Genomic DNA, 17,454 nt, shown 5'->3' on the forward strand with positions numbered 1-17,454 from the left:
GCTCCTCACTCCGGGGCGGTGGTTCCGGTGCCCGGGTTTCAGGATCCATCCTAGGGAGGTTGGGGCCTCCCGTGTTGAACGCCTAGAAGCGTCCGTGCGTCGACGCCACCGGGCAGTCGAAGCCGCGGCCTGCCGCGAGGCCCACCTCGTTGAGGTACCTGACCACGATCCCGTAGGACTGAATCAGCGTTGTTTCCGTGTAGGTAATGGAGTGCTTGGTGCAGAACTCGCGCACGATCTTTGTGGCCTTGTACAGATGGGGGCGAGCCATATCCGGGAACAAGTGGTGCTCCACCTGACGGTTGAGTCCACCCAGGAGGAAGTCCATGAAGAGGCCGCCGGAAATGTTGCGCGATGTCAGGATCTGGCGATTGAGGAAGTCCACGCGGCTGTCCTTGGGGAGGACCGGCATGCCCTTGTGGTTGGGAGCAAAGGATGCGCCCATGTAGAAGCCGTAGACCATGATCTGCACACCGAGGAAGGCGAAGGCCATACCGATGGGAAGGAAGGTGAAGGCCAGGACCGGAAGGGCTGCGAGCCGTGCGACAAGAATAGGCGTCTCTACCCAGCGGTGGCGTACCTTCTGCTTGCCGAACACAAAGCGGAGGGAATCGAACTGCAGGCTTAGGCCAAGGAGTGTCAGCAGCGGGAAGAAGAACCAGCCTTGTTTCTTGGTAAGGAACGCCAAGCGGCCCTTGCGCTCTGCCGCTGCGTCTTCGTAGAACACCAGGGCGTTGTTCCTGATGTCCGGGTCCTTGGAGATGACGTTGGGGTGGTTATGGTGGGCACCGTGTTTCTGTTCCCACCAGGAGTAGCTGATGCCGGCGACGCCGGTGGCCAGGAGCCGGGCTGACCAGTCGTTGGCGCGGCGTGAGGCGAAGATCTGTTTGTGCCCGGCCTCGTGGGCCAGGAAGCTCAGCTGTGTGCAAAGAATGCCCACGGCGGCGGCGATGAGGAGCTGGTACCAGGATTCGCCGATCAGGGCGAAACCGAGCCAGGTGCCTGCCATGAGGAGTGCCAGGGCCACGAAGACCCAAATGTAAAAGCCGCTGCGGCGTTCGAGGAGTCCCGCGGCTTTGACGCTCTTGAGGAGCTCCGAGTAGCTCTGGACAACGGGATTTGGCTGAATCGCGCGTGCTTTGGGGCGCTCAGCGGTGGACGTGGGTGACATGAATGTGCCCCGTATCGCTAACGGGCAACGCTGCAGCCGACGTTCGGACTGCACGGTCTGGATCACCCTCCACTAAGCATACGCGCAATGTCCTAACAAATGAGACAGCTCACACGGGCATGCATAAATATCGGGTTAAGTGAATAGTTTTGCTGTATAGTGGCGCTATGACTATTTCTGTTGCCGTCTCCGGTGCCAGCGGCTACGCCGGGGGAGAAGTGCTGCGGCTGCTCGCAGGCCACCCGAACGTCACCATCGGTGCGATCACTGCCCACAGCAACGCCGGTTCCAGACTAGGGGAGTTGCAGCCGCATCTCCATGGTTTGACCAGCCGGATTCTCGAGGACACCACCGTGGAGAACCTCTCCGGCCACGATGTCGTTTTCCTGGCCCTTCCGCACGGCGCCTCCGCCGAAATCGCCGCCCAGTTGCCGGAAGGCACTGTAGTCATCGACGCCGGTGCGGACCACCGCTTGCAGGACGCCACTGTCTGGGAGAAATTCTACGGTTCCGCCCACGCCGGGACGTGGCCTTATGGCCTGCCCGAGCTCCCGGGGCAGCGGGAGGCGCTCAAGGGCGCTAAGCGGATCGCTGTCCCCGGCTGCTACCCGACGTCGGCCCTGCTCGCCCTGACGCCTGGGTTTGCCAACAACCTCCTGTTGACGGACGACGTCGTGATTGTCTCCGCCTCGGGGACATCCGGCGCCGGCAAGGCCGCCAAGGTCAACCTGATCGGCGCCGAAGTCATGGGTTCCATGAGCCCGTACGGGGTTGGCGGCGGTCACCGGCACACACCGGAAATCGAGCAGGGTCTCTCCAACGCCGCCGGCGAACAAGTGACTGTCTCTTTCACGCCTACCTTGGCGCCGATGAGCCGCGGCATCCTCACTACCGCGACCGCAAAGGCGGGACACGGCGTCAGCTACGCCGAACTGCGCCAGGCATGGACCGAGGCCTACGATGACGAGCCTTTCGTGCACCTCCTCCCGGAAGGCCAGTGGCCCACCACCAAGTCGGTCCAAGGGTCGAACCACGCTGTCATGCAGTTGGCGTTCGATCAGCACACCAACCGCGTGATCGTGACGTGCGCAATCGACAACCTCACCAAGGGAACTGCAGGCGGAGCCGTGCAGTCCATGAATATCGCCCTAGGCCTGGACGAAACCGCCGGCCTGAACCTGCAGGGAGTTGCACCGTGACCATTACCGCCCCCAAGGGATTCCGCGCCGCCGGCATCAAGGCAGGCATCAAAGCATCGGGCAACCCGGACCTGGCCCTGGTGGTCAATGACGGCCCCCATAAGACCGCCGCCGCAGTCTTCACCTCGAACAGGGTTGCTGCTGCGCCCGTGCATTGGTCCCGTCAGGTGGTCAGCGACGGCCGTGTGGATGCAGTTGTCCTGAACTCGGGCGGAGCCAACGCGTGCACCGGGCCGCAAGGTTTCCAGAACACCCACGCCACCGCCGAGAAGGTGGCCGAGGTGCTGGGAGTCTCAGCTTCCGACGTCGTGGTGTGTTCCACCGGCCTCATCGGCGAGCAACTGCCCATGGACAAAATCCTGCCCGGCGTCGAGGCGGCTTTCCGTGAGTTGTCGGAGGACGGCGGTTCCGAGGCCGCCACCGCGATCATGACCACGGACAGTGTCTCCAAAGAGGCCGTCTTCGTCGGGACCGATGCCCAAGGGAAGCAGTTCACCGTAGGTGGTATCGCCAAGGGTGCCGGCATGTTGGCGCCCGGGCTGGCCACCATGCTCGTGGTTCTCACCACCGACGCCGAGGTTCCGGCGGACGAGCTCGACGTCGTCCTGCGCGACGCCACGCGGGTTACGTTCGACCGCGCTGACTCCGATGGCTGCATGTCCACCAACGACACCGTTGTGCTGTTGGCGTCCGGCGCCTCGGAGGCCCTTCCGTCCGCTGAGCAGCTGAGCGAAGCCCTCACTCAGGTCTGCGCCGAGCTCGCCCGCAAGCTGATCGGTGATGCCGAGGGCGCAAGCCACGATATCGCCATCCGCACCTTCAACGCCGCCAGCGAACGCGACGCCGAAATCGTCAGCCGCTCCGTGGCCCGGTCCAACCTCTTCAAGGCAGCCATCTTCGGCAAGGACCCTAACTGGGGCCGCGTACTCTCCGCCGTGGGAACCACGGACGCCGTTTTCGAAGCGGACCAGCTCAACGTGTCCATAAACGGTGTCCAGATTTGCCGCAACGGCAGCATTGGGGATGACCGCAACCTGGTGGACCTGGAGCCACGCGAAGTGCTCGTCGAAATCGACCTTCAGGCCGGCGACGCCGAGGCCACCATCTGGACCAACGACCTCACGCACGACTACGTGCATGAGAACAGCGCCTACTCGAGCTGAGCGGAATGACCATGACTGCGCACACCCGCGAGACGACGTCCATGATTGACGCCCAGGGCAAAGCCGGAACACTGATCGAGGCACTGCCGTGGATCCAGCGATTCGCCGGCACCACCATGGTGATTAAGTACGGCGGGAACGCCATGGTCAACGAAGACCTTCGCCGCGCCTTCGCCGAGGACATCGTTTTCCTCCACCACGTGGGCATCCACCCCGTAGTGGTCCATGGCGGTGGCCCCCAGATCAACGCGATGCTGGGCCGGCTTGGTATTGAATCCGAGTTCAAGGGCGGGCTTCGCGTCACCACACCCGAAGCCATGGACGTAGTGCGCATGGTGCTCACGGGCCAGGTCGGTCGTGAGCTCGTGGGCCTCATCAATTCCCATGGACCCTACGCCGTGGGCATGTCCGGCGAGGACGGCGGGCTCCTGCGCGCGGTTCGCACCGGCACTGTGGTGGACGGCGAAGAAGTTGATTTGGGCTTGGTGGGCGAGGTAGTGGGAGTGGATCCTGCCGGCATCACGGACATTCTCGACGCCGGTCGCATCCCCGTGATTTCGACCGTCGCCCCGGAAATCATCGACGACGGCAACGGATTCCAGACCACCGGACAGGTCCTGAACGTGAATGCTGACACGGCTGCTGCCGCGGTCGCTTCCGCACTGGGCGCCTCTAAGCTGGTCATCCTGACCGACGTGGAAGGCCTATACGCCAACTGGCCGGACAAATCGTCGCTGATCTCCTCGCTGACCGCCACGGAACTCCGTGCCATGCTGCCCAAGCTCGAATCCGGCATGATCCCCAAAATGGCAGCGTGCCTGAAGGCCATCGACGAAGGCGTGGAACGCGCACACATCGTGGACGGCCGACTCCCGCACTCGATGCTGCTGGAAACCTTTACGACCGCCGGAATTGGCACACAGGTAGTACCTGACGAGGAAGTGAATGCATGAGCACCAACGAAGCAGCATTGGTCGAAACCCCGGCCGACGCCATCACCGGGCACAGCAGCGGCGCCGACTGGCTGGCCCGCTACTCCTCGTCCCTGATGGGCGTCTTCGGCACGCCGCAGCGCGTGCTGGTCCGCGGTGCCGGTGCGCTCGTGTGGGACGCCGACGGCAAGGAATACCTCGACCTCCTGGGCGGGATCGCAGTGAACGCCTTGGGCCACGCCCACCCGTTCGTGACGTCGGTGATATCGAGCCAACTCGCCACCCTGGGCCATGTCTCCAACTTCTTCACCAGCCCCACGCAAATCGCCCTCGCCGAGAAGCTCCTGGCCATCAGCAACGCTCCGGAGGGCTCCAAGGTCTTCTTCGCCAACTCCGGCACGGAAGCCAACGAGGCCGCCTTCAAACTGGCCCGGCGGAACAGCGGCGGCGGAACGCGCACCAAGATCATCGCCCTCGAAGGTGCTTTCCACGGCCGGACCATGGGCGCACTGGCGCTCACTGCCAAAGAGGCTTACCGGGCGCCGTTCGAGCCGCTGCCCGGCGGTGTGGTCCACATTCCGTTCGGCGACATCGATGCCCTGCGTGCCGCCGTCGACCATTCCACCGCAGCCGTCTTCCTGGAACCGATCCAGGGTGAAGCGGGCGTCCGGCCGCTCAGCGCCGAATACCTGCAGGCTGCCCGGGAGGCCACCACCGCTGCCGGCGCGCTGTTGATCCTCGATGAGGTCCAGACCGGCGTCGGCCGGACCGGCAAGTGGCTCGCCAGCGAGGATGCGGGCATCGTTCCCGACGCCGTCACACTCGCCAAGGGTCTCGGTGGCGGCTTCCCGGTGGGTGCCTTGATCACTTTCGGAAGTACGACGTCGGCCCTGCTCACCGCCGGGCAGCACGGCACCACTTTTGGTGGGAACCCGGTGGCCACGGCCGCCGCACTGGCCACGCTGCACGCAATCGAAAGCCAGGGTGTCCTGCAGAACGTACTGGCTGTCGGAGCGCACCTGCGCGATGGCCTGGCCGCCGTCGAAGCTGTCACCGAAGTCCGCGGCGAAGGCCTGCTGATCGGCTTCGATGTGAACGCCGACGTCGCCCCGGCAATGGTGACCGCTGCATTGGATGCCGGGTTCATCATCAACAGCCCCGGGCCCCGGACCATCCGTCTGGCGCCCCCGCTGATCCTGACCATCGAGCAGGCGGACCGTTTCCTGGCCGCCCTGCCCGGACTGATCGCCACCGCTACCGCCCAAACCGCTAAGGACGCACAGTGAGCACTTCCACCACCCGTCACTTCCTCAAGGACACGGACCTGAGCCCGGCCGAGCAAGCCGAAGTCCTGGAACTCGCCGTCCGCATGAAGGCCGCACCGTACAGCGTGCAGCCCTTCGCCGCCGAAGGCAACGGCCGCAAGACGGTGGCCGTGATCTTCGACAAAACCTCCACCCGGACCCGTGTTTCCTTTGCCACCGGCATTGCGGACATGGGCGGTAATGCACTGATCATCAACCCCGGTGAAGCGCAGATCGGCCACAAGGAATCCGTGGAGGACACTGCCAAGGTCCTGGAGCGCATGGTGTCCACCATCGTGTGGCGGACAGGTGCCCACTCGGGGCTGGTGGCGATGGCTGAGAACTCCAAGGTCCCTGTCATCAATGCGCTGTGCGACGACTACCACCCCTGCCAGCTCCTTGCCGACCTTCTGGCCGTCAAAGAGCACAAGGGTGAGCTCGCAGGATTGAACATGGCCTACTTGGGTGATGCCGCGAACAACATGGCCAACTCCTACCTTCTGGCAGGCGTTACTGCCGGAATGCACGTCCGCATCTCCGGCCCGGAAGGCTACCTCCCGGCTCCGGAAGTCGTGGCTGCCGCAGAAGAGCGCGCCGCTGAGACCGGCGGTTCGGTGCTGATCACCAGCGACGCCGCCGAAGCCCTCAAGGGTGCCGACGTCGTGGCCACTGACACCTGGGTATCCATGGGCCAGGAAGCCGAGAAGGAAGCGCGCCTGCGGCTGTTCCGCGACTACTCCGTGGATGAGGCCGCCATGGCGCAGGCCGCCCCGGACGCCGTCGTGCTTCACTGCCTTCCCGCCTACCGCGGCTACGAGATTTCGGCCGGCGTCATTGACGGCCCGCAGTCGATCGTCTGGGATGAGGCGGAAAACCGACTCCACGCCCAGAAAGCACTGATGGCATGGCTGATGCACCGCTCAGGACTTGCCTTCGTCGAAGGACTCTCGCCTGTTGAAGGCACTGGGGAGAGCACGTTCTAGTGTCCACCAATCCGTCGGTACCGGGCGCGAGCCCGGCAACCAAGACCGCCCGCCAGGCGCGCATCACCGCGATCCTGACCGGCGAGTCCGTTCGGTCGCAGGCAGAGCTTGCAGCCCTGCTGGCGGACGACGGCGTGCAGGTCACCCAAGCCACCCTGTCCCGCGACCTCGTGGAACTGGGCGCGGTGAGGGTCAGGGGTAAGGACGGAGCGCTCGTCTACGCCGTGCCGGGCGAGGGCGGAGACCGCAACGCCAAGAGCGGCGTCACCCAGGAAATCCTGGATGCCCGGCTCTCCCGGCTCTGCGGGGAACTGCTGGTGACGGCGGAGGCGTCCGGGAACATCGTGGTGCTGCGAACGCCGCCGGGAGCCGCGAATTTCCTGGCCCTGGCCATCGACCACTCGGTGATGCCGTCGGTATTGGGTACGATCGCAGGCGACGACACTTTGCTGTTGGTCGCACGGGATCCCGATGGCGGGGCTGAACTGGCAGCGCGCTTCCTCCAACTGGCCGAAGAAGCCGGACCAGCAAGCAATTGATCCACACAGCATTGATTCACATGAACCAAGCAACAACCAAAGGAGCACTCTCGTGACTGAGCGCATTGTTCTGGCCTACTCCGGTGGCCTTGATACTTCCGTAGCCATCGGCTGGATCGGTGAAGCCACCGGTGCCGAGGTCATCGCCGTAGCCGTTGACGTCGGACAGGGCGGCGAGTCGCTGGAAACCATCCGCCAGCGCGCCCTCGGTTGCGGCGCCGTCGAGGCCTACGTTGCCGATGCCCGCGACGAGTTCGCCAACGAGTACGCCATGCCCACCCTGAAGGCGAACGCACTCTACCAGGGCCACTACCCGCTGGTTTCGGCCATCTCGCGCCCGGTCATCGTCAAGCACCTCGTCAAGGCTGCCCGCGAATTCGGAGCCACCACCGTTGCCCACGGCTGCACCGGAAAGGGCAACGACCAGGTCCGCTTCGAAGTTGGCATCCAGACCCTCGGCCCGGACCTGAAGTGCATCGCACCTGTCCGCGACCTCGCACTGACCCGCGACAAGGCCATCGCCTTCGCCGAGGAAAAGGGTCTGCCGATCGAGACCACCAAGAAGAACCCGTACTCGATCGACCAGAACGTCTGGGGACGCGCCGTCGAAACCGGTTACCTCGAGGACATCTGGAACGCTCCCACCAAGGACATCTACGACTACACCGCAACCCCGGAGTTCCCGCCGGCACCCGATGAGGTCACCATTTCCTTCCAGGCCGGCGTGCCGGTAGCCATCGACGGCGTCAAGGTCACCCCGCTGCAGGCCATCCAGGAACTGAACCGCCGCGCAGGCGCCCAGGGCGTTGGCCGCATCGACGTCGTCGAGGACCGCCTCGTGGGCATCAAGTCCCGCGAAATCTACGAAGCCCCGGGTGCCATGGCGCTGATCACCGCGCACAAGCACCTTGAGGACATCACCATCGAGCGCGAACAGGCCCGCTTCAAGGCCACCGTTGGCCAGCGCTGGGCAGAGCTGGTGTACGACGGACAGTGGTTCTCCCCGCTCAAGCGCTCCCTGGACGCGTTCATCGAGGACACCCAGCAGTACGTCTCCGGTGACATCCGCATGGTCCTCCACGGTGGCCAGGCAATCGTCAACGGCCGCCGCTCCGAGACCTCGCTGTACGACTTCGACCTCGCTACCTACGACACCGGCGATACCTTCGACCAGTCCATGGCACGCGGCTTCATCGAGCTGTGGGGCATGTCCTCCAAGGTTGCCTCGGGCCGCGACCTCCGCGTCGCAGGCGAGTAATGACGTCCGCAACAAACGAAGGCGCACTGTGGGGCGGCCGGTTCGCCGGCGGCCCCGCGGATGCGCTGGCCGCATTGAGCAAGTCCACCCACTTTGACTGGCGGCTTGCCCGCTACGACATTGCCGGTTCCAAGGCCCACGCCCGCGTGCTGGCCAAGGCTGGTCTGTTGGACGATGCCGAGCTCGAAGGCATGCTGGCTGCCCTCACCCAGCTGGACGAGGACGTCGCCAGCGGCGCCTACCTTCCGGCCGAGAGCGACGAGGACGTGCACGGTTCGCTGGAGCGCGGCCTGATCGAGCGCGCCGGTACCCAGTTGGGCGGAAAGCTCCGCGCGGGCCGTTCCCGCAACGACCAAGTGGCCACCCTTGGCCGCATGTTCCTGCGCGACCACGCCCGGATCATCGCCGGCGGCGTCCTTGCCACCATTGACGCCCTCGTCGAGCAGGCCAAAGCGCACCACGGTGTTGCCATGCCGGGCCGCACGCACCTGCAGCATGCCCAGCCTGTGCTGCTGAGCCACCACCTGCTGGCCCACGCCTGGGCACTGTTGCGCGATGTGCAGCGCCTCCAGGACTGGGACAAGCGTGCCGGTGTTTCGCCCTATGGTTCGGGAGCCCTTGCCGGTTCGTCCCTGGGCCTGGACCCGGAGGCTGTTGCCGCGGACCTCGGCTTCTTCTCGGCAGTCCACAACTCGATCGATGGCACCGCTTCCCGCGACGTCTTCGCCGAGTTCGCCTGGGTCTGCTCCATGATCGGCGTGGATCTTTCACGCATCTCCGAGGAAGTCATCTTCTGGGCAACCAAGGAGTTCTCCTTCGTTACTCTGCATGATTCCTACTCCACGGGGTCCTCCATCATGCCGCAGAAGAAGAACCCGGACGTTGCCGAGCTCGCTCGCGGCAAGGCGGGACGCCTCATCGGCAACCTGACCGGCCTCCTCGCGACGCTTAAGGGCCTGCCGCTCGCGTACAACCGCGATCTGCAGGAGGACAAGGAACCGGTCTTCGACGCTGCCGATACCTTGGAGCTGCTGCTCCCGGCCGTGTCCGGCATGATCGCCACCCTGAAGTTCAACACTGAGCGGATGGAATCGCTGGCTCCTCAGGGCTTCGCACTGGCAACGGACATCGCTGAATGGCTGGTCCGCCAGGGCGTCCCGTTCCGCGAGGCCCACGAGCTCTCCGGTGCTGCCGTCAAGCAGGCCGAAGGCCGTGGCGTGGAACTGTGGGACCTGACGGACGAGGAATACGCAGCCATCTCCGAGCACCTGACTCCCGAGGTCCGCAGCGTTCTGAGTACGGAAGGTTCGCTCAACAGCCGCAACTCGCAGGGCGGAACGGCACCAGCCGCCGTCGAACGCCAACTGGCGGCGCTGGAAGCGGAACTGGACGTGGCGCGTTCCTACGCCAGCTGAATGCACGCGGGACGGCATGTCCGGCAAGACTTCACAGTATTCGCCGGAAGTGCCGTCCCGCAGTGCGTTAACATGGCGCTATGACCCGAATCACACCTGAGGCGCTGCTCGCCGAGCTTCACAAAGCCGCCGACGTCGTCACCCGCCTTCTTGCCAAACTGGACGAATCTTCCATCGCGCAACCGTCGGGACTCCCCGGATGGACCCGCGGACACGTCCTTGCCCACCTTGCCGGAATTTCCAACGCCATGGCCCGGCAACTGGAGTACGCCCGCCGCGGTGAAACGGTGGAACTGTACGACGGCGGCATGGACGGCCGTACGAAAGCGATCGACCTTGCCGCCGGGCACAGTCTCGCGCAACACACGGAGTCGGTGGGTGCGGCTTTGGCATCTGCGCTGGCAGCGTTTGACGCTCTGGAGCCGGACGACTGGCAGGCACGCATTGCCTATAGGGACGGAACAGTGTTCGACGGCGGCCTGGCCCTGTGGCGCGAACTCACCATCCACGCATCGGACCTGAATTTGGGGTACGGACCGGAGACGTGGAGCCGGCCGTTCTGCGAACACCTCATTGATTTCCTGGCGGCCCGCGTTCCCGAAACCAGCAAATTCGTCTTGCAGCCAACCGGCCTGCCGCGGCTGAGCATCGGCAACGGGGGTACATCAATTGCCATCACGGGCATGCTGACGGACATCGCAGCTTGGCTCGCCGGGCGCGAACCAAGCCTAGGAAGCCTGCGTGCCACTGCTGCGGCCGACGGCATTGACTTGCCCGCGCTGCTGCCCTGGCCGGCCGCCCAACCCGCGACCCGCTAACAACCCGGACCCTCTCTCACATCCCGCCCCTTTTTCCTTGACGCCCTTTCACGTCCCGTTCGGTTTGTGGTGGTCCCTCTCTCACGTCCCGTTCGGTTTGTGGTGGACCCTCTCTCACGTCCCGTTCGGTTTGTGGTGGACCCTCTCTCACGTCCCGTCGGTTTGTCGGGAACGCTCAGGGAGTATCGGAACAACGGTGGATCCGGGGTCGGCCTGGCACGTCCCGGGCTTTGCCCGGCAGGGGAGGACAGATCATGAGTGACACTCCGGAATTGGTGCCGGTTTGTGAGTGAGGGTTCGGGAGTTGGTGCCAGTGTATGCGAGAGGGTCCAGGGCGTTACGAGACTTTGGGAAGCGCGGCAGCCCGCCACAAGTGCATGGTGGCGTAGGACCGCCATGGGCTGACTTCGCGGAAGTCGGCACTGAGTCCCGCTCCCAGGGGCAGGACTTTCAGGCCGTTGCGAACGGCGGCATCGTTGGCCAGGAAAACGTCGGGCGCCCCGAGTACCCGCATCCCGACGTATCCAACGGTCCAAGGCCCAACCCCCGGAAGTGGCAGCAGCTTCCGCTCCAGGGTTCCCAAATCATCGCCGTAGCCGAACTCCAGGGCGCCGCTGGCCATGTTTTCGGCGGCAGCCACGATGGAGTCGATGCGGCGCTGTGGTCCCCGGAGCAGGGAACGGCCCTGTTCGGCGAGTTCTGCCGCCGTCGGAAACAGGCGTTCCAGTCCGGGCACCGGTGAGCTGGCGGGGGAGCCCGCGGACGATAGTTGCGTCAGGGCGGTCCGGGCAGCGGCTACGGTGATTTGTTGGCCGATCATGGCTCGCACCAGCAGTTCCTGGGGATCCACCGCGCCAGGCACTCGGATGCCGGGGACTGCCTGTACACGGTTCGCGAGCCGGGGATCCATGGCCAGTGAGTCATCGATCGCTTGGGGGTCTGCGTCTACATCGAACAGCCTGCGGACGCGGCTCAAGAGAGTGGGCAGGTCGTGGAGATCCACAGCATTGGCCGTCAGTTGCAACGGGCGGCCCGGGGCCGAAGGACGGTAAGCAACCGAGAAGGAGGCATCGCCGCGCGGCAACCGGATGGTGCGGGCGTAAGTCCGGGATCCGTCCTCGGCGGTGCCGGCCACTTCGATGCCAGGCACCGCGCGTACGGCCAGGAAGTCGAAAATGCCCGGATCGAACGGTTCCCTGTAAGGCAGGTTCAGCGTCAGGGTTGCGGGCGCTATTTCCGGGGCATCCGGAGTGGCTGCAGCCACAGCACCACGGCGTTGGCCGGCTTTCGCCGAGGTGGCTCGTACCGCCGTCGGCGTCATCGCGAAGACCTCGCCGATGGTTTCGTTGAATTGCCTCACACTGTTGAACCCCGACGCGAAGGCCACATCCGCAAGGAGCATGTCCGTGGACACGAGCAGTGTTCTGGCTGTTTGCGCGCGGCTCGCGCGTGCCAGCGACAGGGGACCGGCTCCCAGCTCATGACTGAGGATGCGGTTGAGTTGCCGAGCCGAGTAGCCCAGACGGTGCGCCAGGCCGTCGACGCCCTCACGGGTGATGACGCCGTCGTTGATCAACCGCATGGCGCGGCCGGCGACGTCCGAGCGGAGGTTCCACGCAGGCGTCCCGGGAACTGCTTCGGGGAGGCACCGCTTGCAGGCCCTGTACCCGGCTTCGTGCGCCGCGGCGGATGTCTCATAGAAGGTGACGTTTTCGGCTTTCGGCGTCCGCGCGGGGCACGAGGGCCGGCAATAGATCCCCGTAGAGCGGACAGCCGTAAAAAACTGGCCATCGAACCGGGTGTCGCGGGCGTCGATTGCCCTGTAGCGCTGCCAGAAGTCCATGCCTCCATCCTGCCAGCCGCCCGACAGCCCTGCTAGCGGAAATCGGACATGGCCGTTGCCGGTTTGTTGCTAGGGTCTGGGCATGAACCCGTCCATGGAGAACCACGTCACCGAACCGGATGACGTAAGGAGTCTTCTCGCGGGCGATCCCCGGATCATCGCGCCGCTGATCCTTGGCGCGGTGCTCACCCACCACTCCGACGAAGGCCCGGTCTCCGTCCGGCTCACTGAAGTCGAGGCGTATCTGGGGCCCCGCGATTCCGAACATCCTGATCCGGGATCGCATACCTTCGGGGGCCGCACTCCCAGGAACTCGCCCATGTTCGGGCCACCGGGATTCCTGTACGTCTACTTCACGTACGGTATGCACTACTGCGCCAATATTGTCTGCGGACCCGACGCCGTACCCTCCGCGTTGCTGCTGCGCGCCGGACGGATCGTGGCTGGCCAGGAACTGGCCAAGTCCCGCCGGCCCGCATCCAAAACTGATAACGATCTGGCCAGCGGACCAGCGCGCCTGGCCTCTGCGCTGGGACTCACGACGGCCGACACTGGCCGTGACGCGCTCGGGGCACCGTTCAGTTTGTGGTTGCCGCGGAGACCCGTGGCTGCCGTCGCCAGCGGACCCCGCGTTGGCGTTGCGGGACCAGGCGGCAGCACAGAATATCCATGGCGCTTTTGGATCGAGGACGACCCCACCGTGTCCCGGTACAAGGCGGCCCGGCCCCGAAATCGCACCTCGCCGCGATGACATCTCGTCCGGGCGAAACCTTCGGACCAGGAACGCCCGGCGGCGCCGTCCGCCAGATGACACCCGACCCCACATGTTTACCGAAATCGCTGTAGAATGGACGGTCTGTCTTTTGCGATAGGGGTTACGGTTCGATGCACGACGCTGATTTGGTCCACGAGCAGGAATACGTTGCCGGGCTGTACGCCCGGCTCGATGAGCTGCGCGCTGAAAAGCGCGCCCAGCTGGCGCAGGTGCGCAAGGCCGGCGCGGTGGGAACCATGCAGAACGTTTCCGAACGTGACGCGTTCGCGGCACTGTACGAAGACCGCTTGGCCCAGCTCGACGCCGTCGACGACCGCTTGGTTTTCGGCCGCCTCGACCTGGACTCGGGGGAGGCGCAGTACATCGGCCGCATTGGCCTGTCCACGGCCGATCTTCAGCGACTCATGGTTGACTGGCGCGCCCCGGAAGCCGGGCACTTCTACCAAGCCACCGCGTTTGACCGTCAAGGTGTGCGCCGCCGCCGTCACCTGATCCTGCAAGGCCGCGACGTCAAAGCCATCGAGGACGATGTCCTGGACGCCGGGATGCTCGCGGACAACGACTCCCTCCAAGGCGAAGGCGCTCTGCTGGCAGCGTTGAACTCCAAGCGCACAGGCCGAATGTCGGACATTGTGGGAACCATCCAGTCCGAGCAGGACCGGATTATCCGGTCTTCGATCTCCGGTGCGCTCGTTGTACAAGGCGGGCCGGGCACCGGCAAGACGGCCGTGGCTCTCCACCGTGCGGCGTACCTGCTGTACACGCACCGCGATCGACTCAAGAGCGCGGGCGTACTGCTGGTGGGCCCGTCGTCGTCGTTCATGCACTACATCGAGCGTGTGCTGCCCTCGCTGGGTGAAACCGGGGTAGTCATGGCGAGCCTGGGCCGCTTGATGCCCGGCATCCATGCCATTCCCGAGGAAAACGCAGATGTCGCCGCGCTCAAGGGCAAACTGGACATGGCAAAGGTGGTGGCCAACGCTGTTGCCAACCGCCAACGGACACCTGCAGAGGATCGAATCCTCGAAGTCGATTCCCGCAAGCTGACGCTGACCGAGCGCCAAGTGCGCCGGGCACGGGAAAAGGCGCGGGCCACGGGCAAACCCCACAACGAAGCCCGCCTTACGTTCGTCAAGATCCTCCTCAGGGAACTGACGGAACAGCTGACGGACCTTGTCGAGGAAACGAACATCGGCAACAACGCTGACCGGGCGTACTTGGCGGAAGACGTCAGGTCTGCCCGCGATGTCCGGATCGCGCTGAACCTCTGCTGGATGCCCATGACTCCGGAGAAACTCATCTCCGAGCTGTTCAGCAAGCCCGCCATCCTTGAGGCGTGCACTCCGCACCTGACACCCGAGCAGCGCTCCTTGCTTCTCCGGCCCGTCGATGCCCCGTGGACCGAAGCAGACGTTCCGCTGCTGGATGAGGCCGCCGAACTGTTGGGCGAGCTCGATCCAGCCGCGGGCAGGGGACTGGCGCAGCAGGAAGCGGACCGTGCCCGTGACATCGCAAACGCCAAGCAGACCCTGGCCAATATGGAGTCCATGGGCGTCGATGTCCTGGTCACGGCTGAGGAGCTTGCGGACCAGAACCAGGAGCGCGAAGGCCGGTTGACTGCGGCCGAACGAGCCACCAGCGACCGGTCGTGGGCTTTCGGCCACATCGTGGTTGACGAAGCCCAGGAACTTTCACCCATGCAGTGGCGGTTGCTTGTTCGCCGCTGCCCCCTGAAGTCCTTCACCATCGTCGGTGACATCGCCCAGACGAGTGCAGCAGCAGGTGCCAATTCGTGGCAAAGCGCGCTCGCGCCGTCGTTCGGTGACCGTTGGACCCTTGAAGAACTCACCGTCAACTACCGCACGCCGTCGCAGATCGCAGAAGCCGCAGTCCGCATGGCCAACCGTGCGGGCCTTGTGGTTTCGGCTCCCAAGGCCGTGCGGGAAGGCAAATGGTCGCCGATCGTGGACCGCGTGGACGCGGACGGGATCGTCTCCAAGCTCGTTGAGGTCCTGCCGGAGGAAGTGGAAGCGATCGACGGCGGCCTGCTGGCCGTTATTGCCGACGGCGCCTTGCTGCCACAGGCCACAGCCGCGCTGCGGGAAGTCTATGGACGCCGGATCGGCGCTGGCGCAGGCAGTTACGAGCAAGACATCGTTGTGATCAGCCCCAAGGAAGCCAAGGGCCTGGAATTCGACGGTGTAGTGGTCCTTGAGCCGGCAGCCATGCTGAACCATGAGCACGGCAAGGTGGGGGACCTCTACGTCGCCATGACCCGTGCCACGCAGCGACTGCGGCTTATCGCCGCTGCGCCGCTGCCGGCCGGTATCGAGCGCTAGGAAAAACGGGCCCCGCAATCCTGCTAACTTAGATCTCGTGTCACACGTAAACAACCTCGAGTCCCAACACAACGATCCCGCTTTCGCCAACATTTGGCAGGAGCTCAAATGGCGCGGCCTGGTTCACGTTTCCACTGACGAAACGGAACTGGAAAAGCTGCTCGCCGGGGACCCGATCACGTATTACTGTGGCTTCGATCCGACGGCTCCCTCACTGCACCTGGGTAACCTCGTGCAGTTGCTGGTGATGCGCCGCCTGCAGCTGGCCGGCCACAAGCCGCTCGGTTTGGTGGGCGGGTCCACTGGTCTGATCGGCGATCCCCGTCCGACGGCGGAACGAACCTTGAACACCAAGGACACCGTTGCGGAGTGGGTTGGCTACCTTCAGGGCCAGGTGCGCCGTTTCCTCAGCTTTGAGGGCGAAAACTCCGCCCGCATGGTCAACAACCTGGACTGGACCGCGCCCCTTAGCGCTATCGACTTCCTGCGCGAAATTGGCAAGCACTTCCGTGTGGGCACCATGCTGCGCAAGGATGCTGTCGCTTCGCGCCTCAGCTCGGACGAAGGCATCAGCTACACCGAGTTCAGCTACCAGATCCTGCAGGGCATGGACTACCTCCAGCTCTTCCGGGATTACGGTTGCGCGCTGCAGACCGGCGGCTCGGACCAGTGGGGCAACCTCACCAGCGGCACCGAACTCATCCGCAAGGTGGAGGGCAAGAGCGTGCACGCGATGGGTACCCCGCTCATCACCAATTCCGACGGCACCAAATTCGGCAAGAGCGAGGGCAATGCCATCTGGCTGGACCCGGACATGTGCAGCCCGTACACGTTCTACCAGTTCTGGCTCAACACTGCCGATGCCGATGTAGTGGATCGCCTCAAGGTGTTCACGTTCCTTTCGCGTGCGGAGATCGAAGCTCTCGGGCAGGCTGTGGAGGAACGTCCGTTTGCCCGTGAAGGCCAGAAGAAGCTGGCTTTCGAAGCGACCTCCCTGGTCCATGGAGTCGACGCAACCGAGAAGGTCATTGCAGCTTCCGCTGCGCTCTTCGGCAACGGAGACCTCACCGTTCTGGACGAACGCACTTTGGAAGCAGCAACGGCGGAACTTCCTTCAGCGAAGATTGGCACCGACGGACTGGGCATCATCGACCTCCTGGTCGCCTCGGGTCTTTCGGACAGCAAGTCCGCTGCCCGCCGGACCGTGGGAGAAGGCGGCGCTTACGTGAACAACACCAAGGTGACCGATCCCGACGCAGTAATTGCGCAGGACGAACTGCTTCACGGCCGCTACTTGCTTCTCCGCAGAGGCAAGAAGAACCTCGCCACTATTGAGGTGTCAGACTAGTCTTTCGGCAATCAACTGAGCTCAAAAGGGCCGGCAACCGTTGTGGTTGCCGGCCCTTTTTGCGTTTAAGCGTGCTGGTTCCTGAGTGAGGGGTGCTTGTTCCTGAGCGCGGCGCGGGTCGAGTGTTGGCTGGGGCTGAGTGGTCTGGTTGGGCTGGGGCGGCGGTCGTCTTCCGACGCTCTCTCACTTACGGGCGTGTTTGACCGGTCCTTCGAAAATTGTCAAGCTGTGTGGAGTCACTGGGCTAGTTTTGGGGTGTTTTGGTTTCGGGTAGGTTGATTCCGACGTGGGTGGCTGGGGCCGGTGTGGTGGGTCGTTGGCGGAATCTTCCTGGGTTCCGTTCGTAGTAGTCCTGGTGGGCTTTGTC

14 protein-coding genes are annotated in these 17,454 nt (G+C 64.4%); 12 read left to right on the plus strand and 2 right to left on the minus strand.

What is annotated here, in order from left to right; translation table 11 throughout:
- Window positions 1-82 precede the first annotated feature (82 nt).
- Window positions 83-1,171 carry a fatty acid desaturase family protein gene (locus ACFRJ9_RS06715; RefSeq protein ID WP_377665719.1) on the minus strand — a complete coding sequence of 363 codons (1,089 nt, stop codon included), beginning with the start codon at window positions 1,169-1,171 and terminating at the stop codon, window positions 83-85.
- Window positions 1,172-1,338: 167 nt separating this feature from the next.
- Here ACFRJ9_RS06715 and argC point away from each other — a divergent pair, with 167 nt between their 5' ends.
- The 9 genes from argC to ACFRJ9_RS06760 all read left to right on the plus strand — a co-directional run bounded on the left by argC (window position 1,339) and on the right by ACFRJ9_RS06760 (window position 10,782).
- Window positions 1,339-2,370, plus strand: a complete 1,032-nt coding sequence (gene argC, locus ACFRJ9_RS06720) for an N-acetyl-gamma-glutamyl-phosphate reductase (RefSeq protein WP_377665721.1) — start codon at window positions 1,339-1,341, stop codon at window positions 2,368-2,370.
- On the plus strand, window positions 2,367-3,533 hold the full coding sequence (gene argJ, locus ACFRJ9_RS06725) for a bifunctional glutamate N-acetyltransferase/amino-acid acetyltransferase ArgJ (protein ID WP_377665723.1): 1,167 nt from the start codon (window positions 2,367-2,369) through the stop codon (window positions 3,531-3,533). The genes argC and argJ overlap by 4 nt, the downstream gene beginning before the upstream one ends.
- A gap of 11 nt (window positions 3,534-3,544) precedes the next feature.
- On the plus strand, window positions 3,545-4,486 hold the full coding sequence (gene argB, locus ACFRJ9_RS06730) for an acetylglutamate kinase (RefSeq protein ID WP_377665725.1): 942 nt from the start codon (window positions 3,545-3,547) through the stop codon (window positions 4,484-4,486).
- Window positions 4,483-5,751: an acetylornithine transaminase gene (locus ACFRJ9_RS06735; protein ID WP_377665727.1), complete on the plus strand. Its 1,269-nt coding sequence runs from the start codon at window positions 4,483-4,485 to the stop codon at window positions 5,749-5,751. The genes argB and ACFRJ9_RS06735 overlap by 4 nt, the downstream gene beginning before the upstream one ends.
- The gene (gene argF, locus ACFRJ9_RS06740) at window positions 5,748-6,752 is read left to right on the plus strand and encodes an ornithine carbamoyltransferase (RefSeq protein ID WP_377665729.1); all 1,005 of its coding nucleotides are present in this window, start codon (window positions 5,748-5,750) and stop codon (window positions 6,750-6,752) included. The genes ACFRJ9_RS06735 and argF overlap by 4 nt, the downstream gene beginning before the upstream one ends.
- The gene (locus tag ACFRJ9_RS06745; RefSeq protein ID WP_377665732.1) at window positions 6,752-7,291 is read left to right on the plus strand and encodes an arginine repressor; all 540 of its coding nucleotides are present in this window, start codon (window positions 6,752-6,754) and stop codon (window positions 7,289-7,291) included. The genes argF and ACFRJ9_RS06745 overlap by 1 nt, the downstream gene beginning before the upstream one ends.
- Before the next feature lie 52 nt (window positions 7,292-7,343).
- Window positions 7,344-8,549, plus strand: a complete 1,206-nt coding sequence (locus ACFRJ9_RS06750) for an argininosuccinate synthase (protein ID WP_091466547.1) — start codon at window positions 7,344-7,346, stop codon at window positions 8,547-8,549.
- A complete protein-coding gene (argH, locus tag ACFRJ9_RS06755) occupies window positions 8,549-9,964 on the plus strand; it encodes an argininosuccinate lyase (RefSeq protein WP_377665734.1) in 1,416 nt (471 codons plus the stop codon). The genes ACFRJ9_RS06750 and argH overlap by 1 nt, the downstream gene beginning before the upstream one ends.
- 80 nt (window positions 9,965-10,044) lie before the next feature.
- The gene (locus tag ACFRJ9_RS06760) at window positions 10,045-10,782 is read left to right on the plus strand and encodes a maleylpyruvate isomerase family mycothiol-dependent enzyme (RefSeq protein WP_377665736.1); all 738 of its coding nucleotides are present in this window, start codon (window positions 10,045-10,047) and stop codon (window positions 10,780-10,782) included.
- 337 nt (window positions 10,783-11,119) lie between these two features.
- Here the strand turns inward: ACFRJ9_RS06760 and ACFRJ9_RS06765 are convergent, their stop codons facing one another.
- Complete coding sequence (locus tag ACFRJ9_RS06765) at window positions 11,120-12,625, minus strand: DNA-3-methyladenine glycosylase 2 family protein (protein WP_377665738.1); 1,506 nt, start codon at window positions 12,623-12,625, stop codon at window positions 11,120-11,122.
- Window positions 12,626-12,707: 82 nt separating this feature from the next.
- Here ACFRJ9_RS06765 and ACFRJ9_RS06770 point away from each other — a divergent pair, with 82 nt between their 5' ends.
- The 3 genes from ACFRJ9_RS06770 to tyrS all read left to right on the plus strand — a co-directional run bounded on the left by ACFRJ9_RS06770 (window position 12,708) and on the right by tyrS (window position 17,087).
- A complete protein-coding gene (locus ACFRJ9_RS06770) occupies window positions 12,708-13,376 on the plus strand; it encodes a DNA-3-methyladenine glycosylase (RefSeq protein WP_377665740.1) in 669 nt (222 codons plus the stop codon).
- Between the two features lie 134 nt (window positions 13,377-13,510).
- Complete coding sequence (locus tag ACFRJ9_RS06775; protein ID WP_377665742.1) at window positions 13,511-15,739, plus strand: HelD family protein; 2,229 nt, start codon at window positions 13,511-13,513, stop codon at window positions 15,737-15,739.
- 37 nt (window positions 15,740-15,776) lie between these two features.
- A complete protein-coding gene (gene tyrS, locus ACFRJ9_RS06780; RefSeq protein WP_377665744.1) occupies window positions 15,777-17,087 on the plus strand; it encodes a tyrosine--tRNA ligase in 1,311 nt (436 codons plus the stop codon).
- Window positions 17,088-17,454 lie beyond the last annotated feature (367 nt).

This window comes from Paenarthrobacter sp. NPDC056912 (genome assembly GCF_042786555.1).
Taxonomy (GTDB): domain Bacteria; phylum Actinomycetota; class Actinomycetes; order Actinomycetales; family Micrococcaceae; genus Arthrobacter.

What these genes read in the sequence shown, in the direction of transcription:
- ACFRJ9_RS06760 (WP_377665736.1), top strand. Translation starts at nt 10,045, where the DNA reads ATGACCCGAATCACACCTGAGGCGCTGCTCGCCGAGCTTCACAAAGCC.
- argC (WP_377665721.1), top strand. Translation starts at nt 1,339, where the DNA reads ATGACTATTTCTGTTGCCGTCTCCGGTGCCAGCGGCTACGCCGGGGGA.
- ACFRJ9_RS06765 (WP_377665738.1), bottom strand. Translation starts at nt 12,625, where the DNA reads ATGGACTTCTGGCAGCGCTACAGGGCAATCGACGCCCGCGACACCCGG.
- argH (WP_377665734.1), top strand. Translation starts at nt 8,549, where the DNA reads ATGACGTCCGCAACAAACGAAGGCGCACTGTGGGGCGGCCGGTTCGCC.
- ACFRJ9_RS06775 (WP_377665742.1), top strand. Translation starts at nt 13,511, where the DNA reads ATGCACGACGCTGATTTGGTCCACGAGCAGGAATACGTTGCCGGGCTG.
- ACFRJ9_RS06715 (WP_377665719.1), bottom strand. Translation starts at nt 1,171, where the DNA reads ATGTCACCCACGTCCACCGCTGAGCGCCCCAAAGCACGCGCGATTCAG.
- ACFRJ9_RS06735 (WP_377665727.1), top strand. Translation starts at nt 4,483, where the DNA reads ATGAGCACCAACGAAGCAGCATTGGTCGAAACCCCGGCCGACGCCATC.
- argB (WP_377665725.1), top strand. Translation starts at nt 3,545, where the DNA reads ATGACTGCGCACACCCGCGAGACGACGTCCATGATTGACGCCCAGGGC.
- ACFRJ9_RS06770 (WP_377665740.1), top strand. Translation starts at nt 12,708, where the DNA reads ATGAACCCGTCCATGGAGAACCACGTCACCGAACCGGATGACGTAAGG.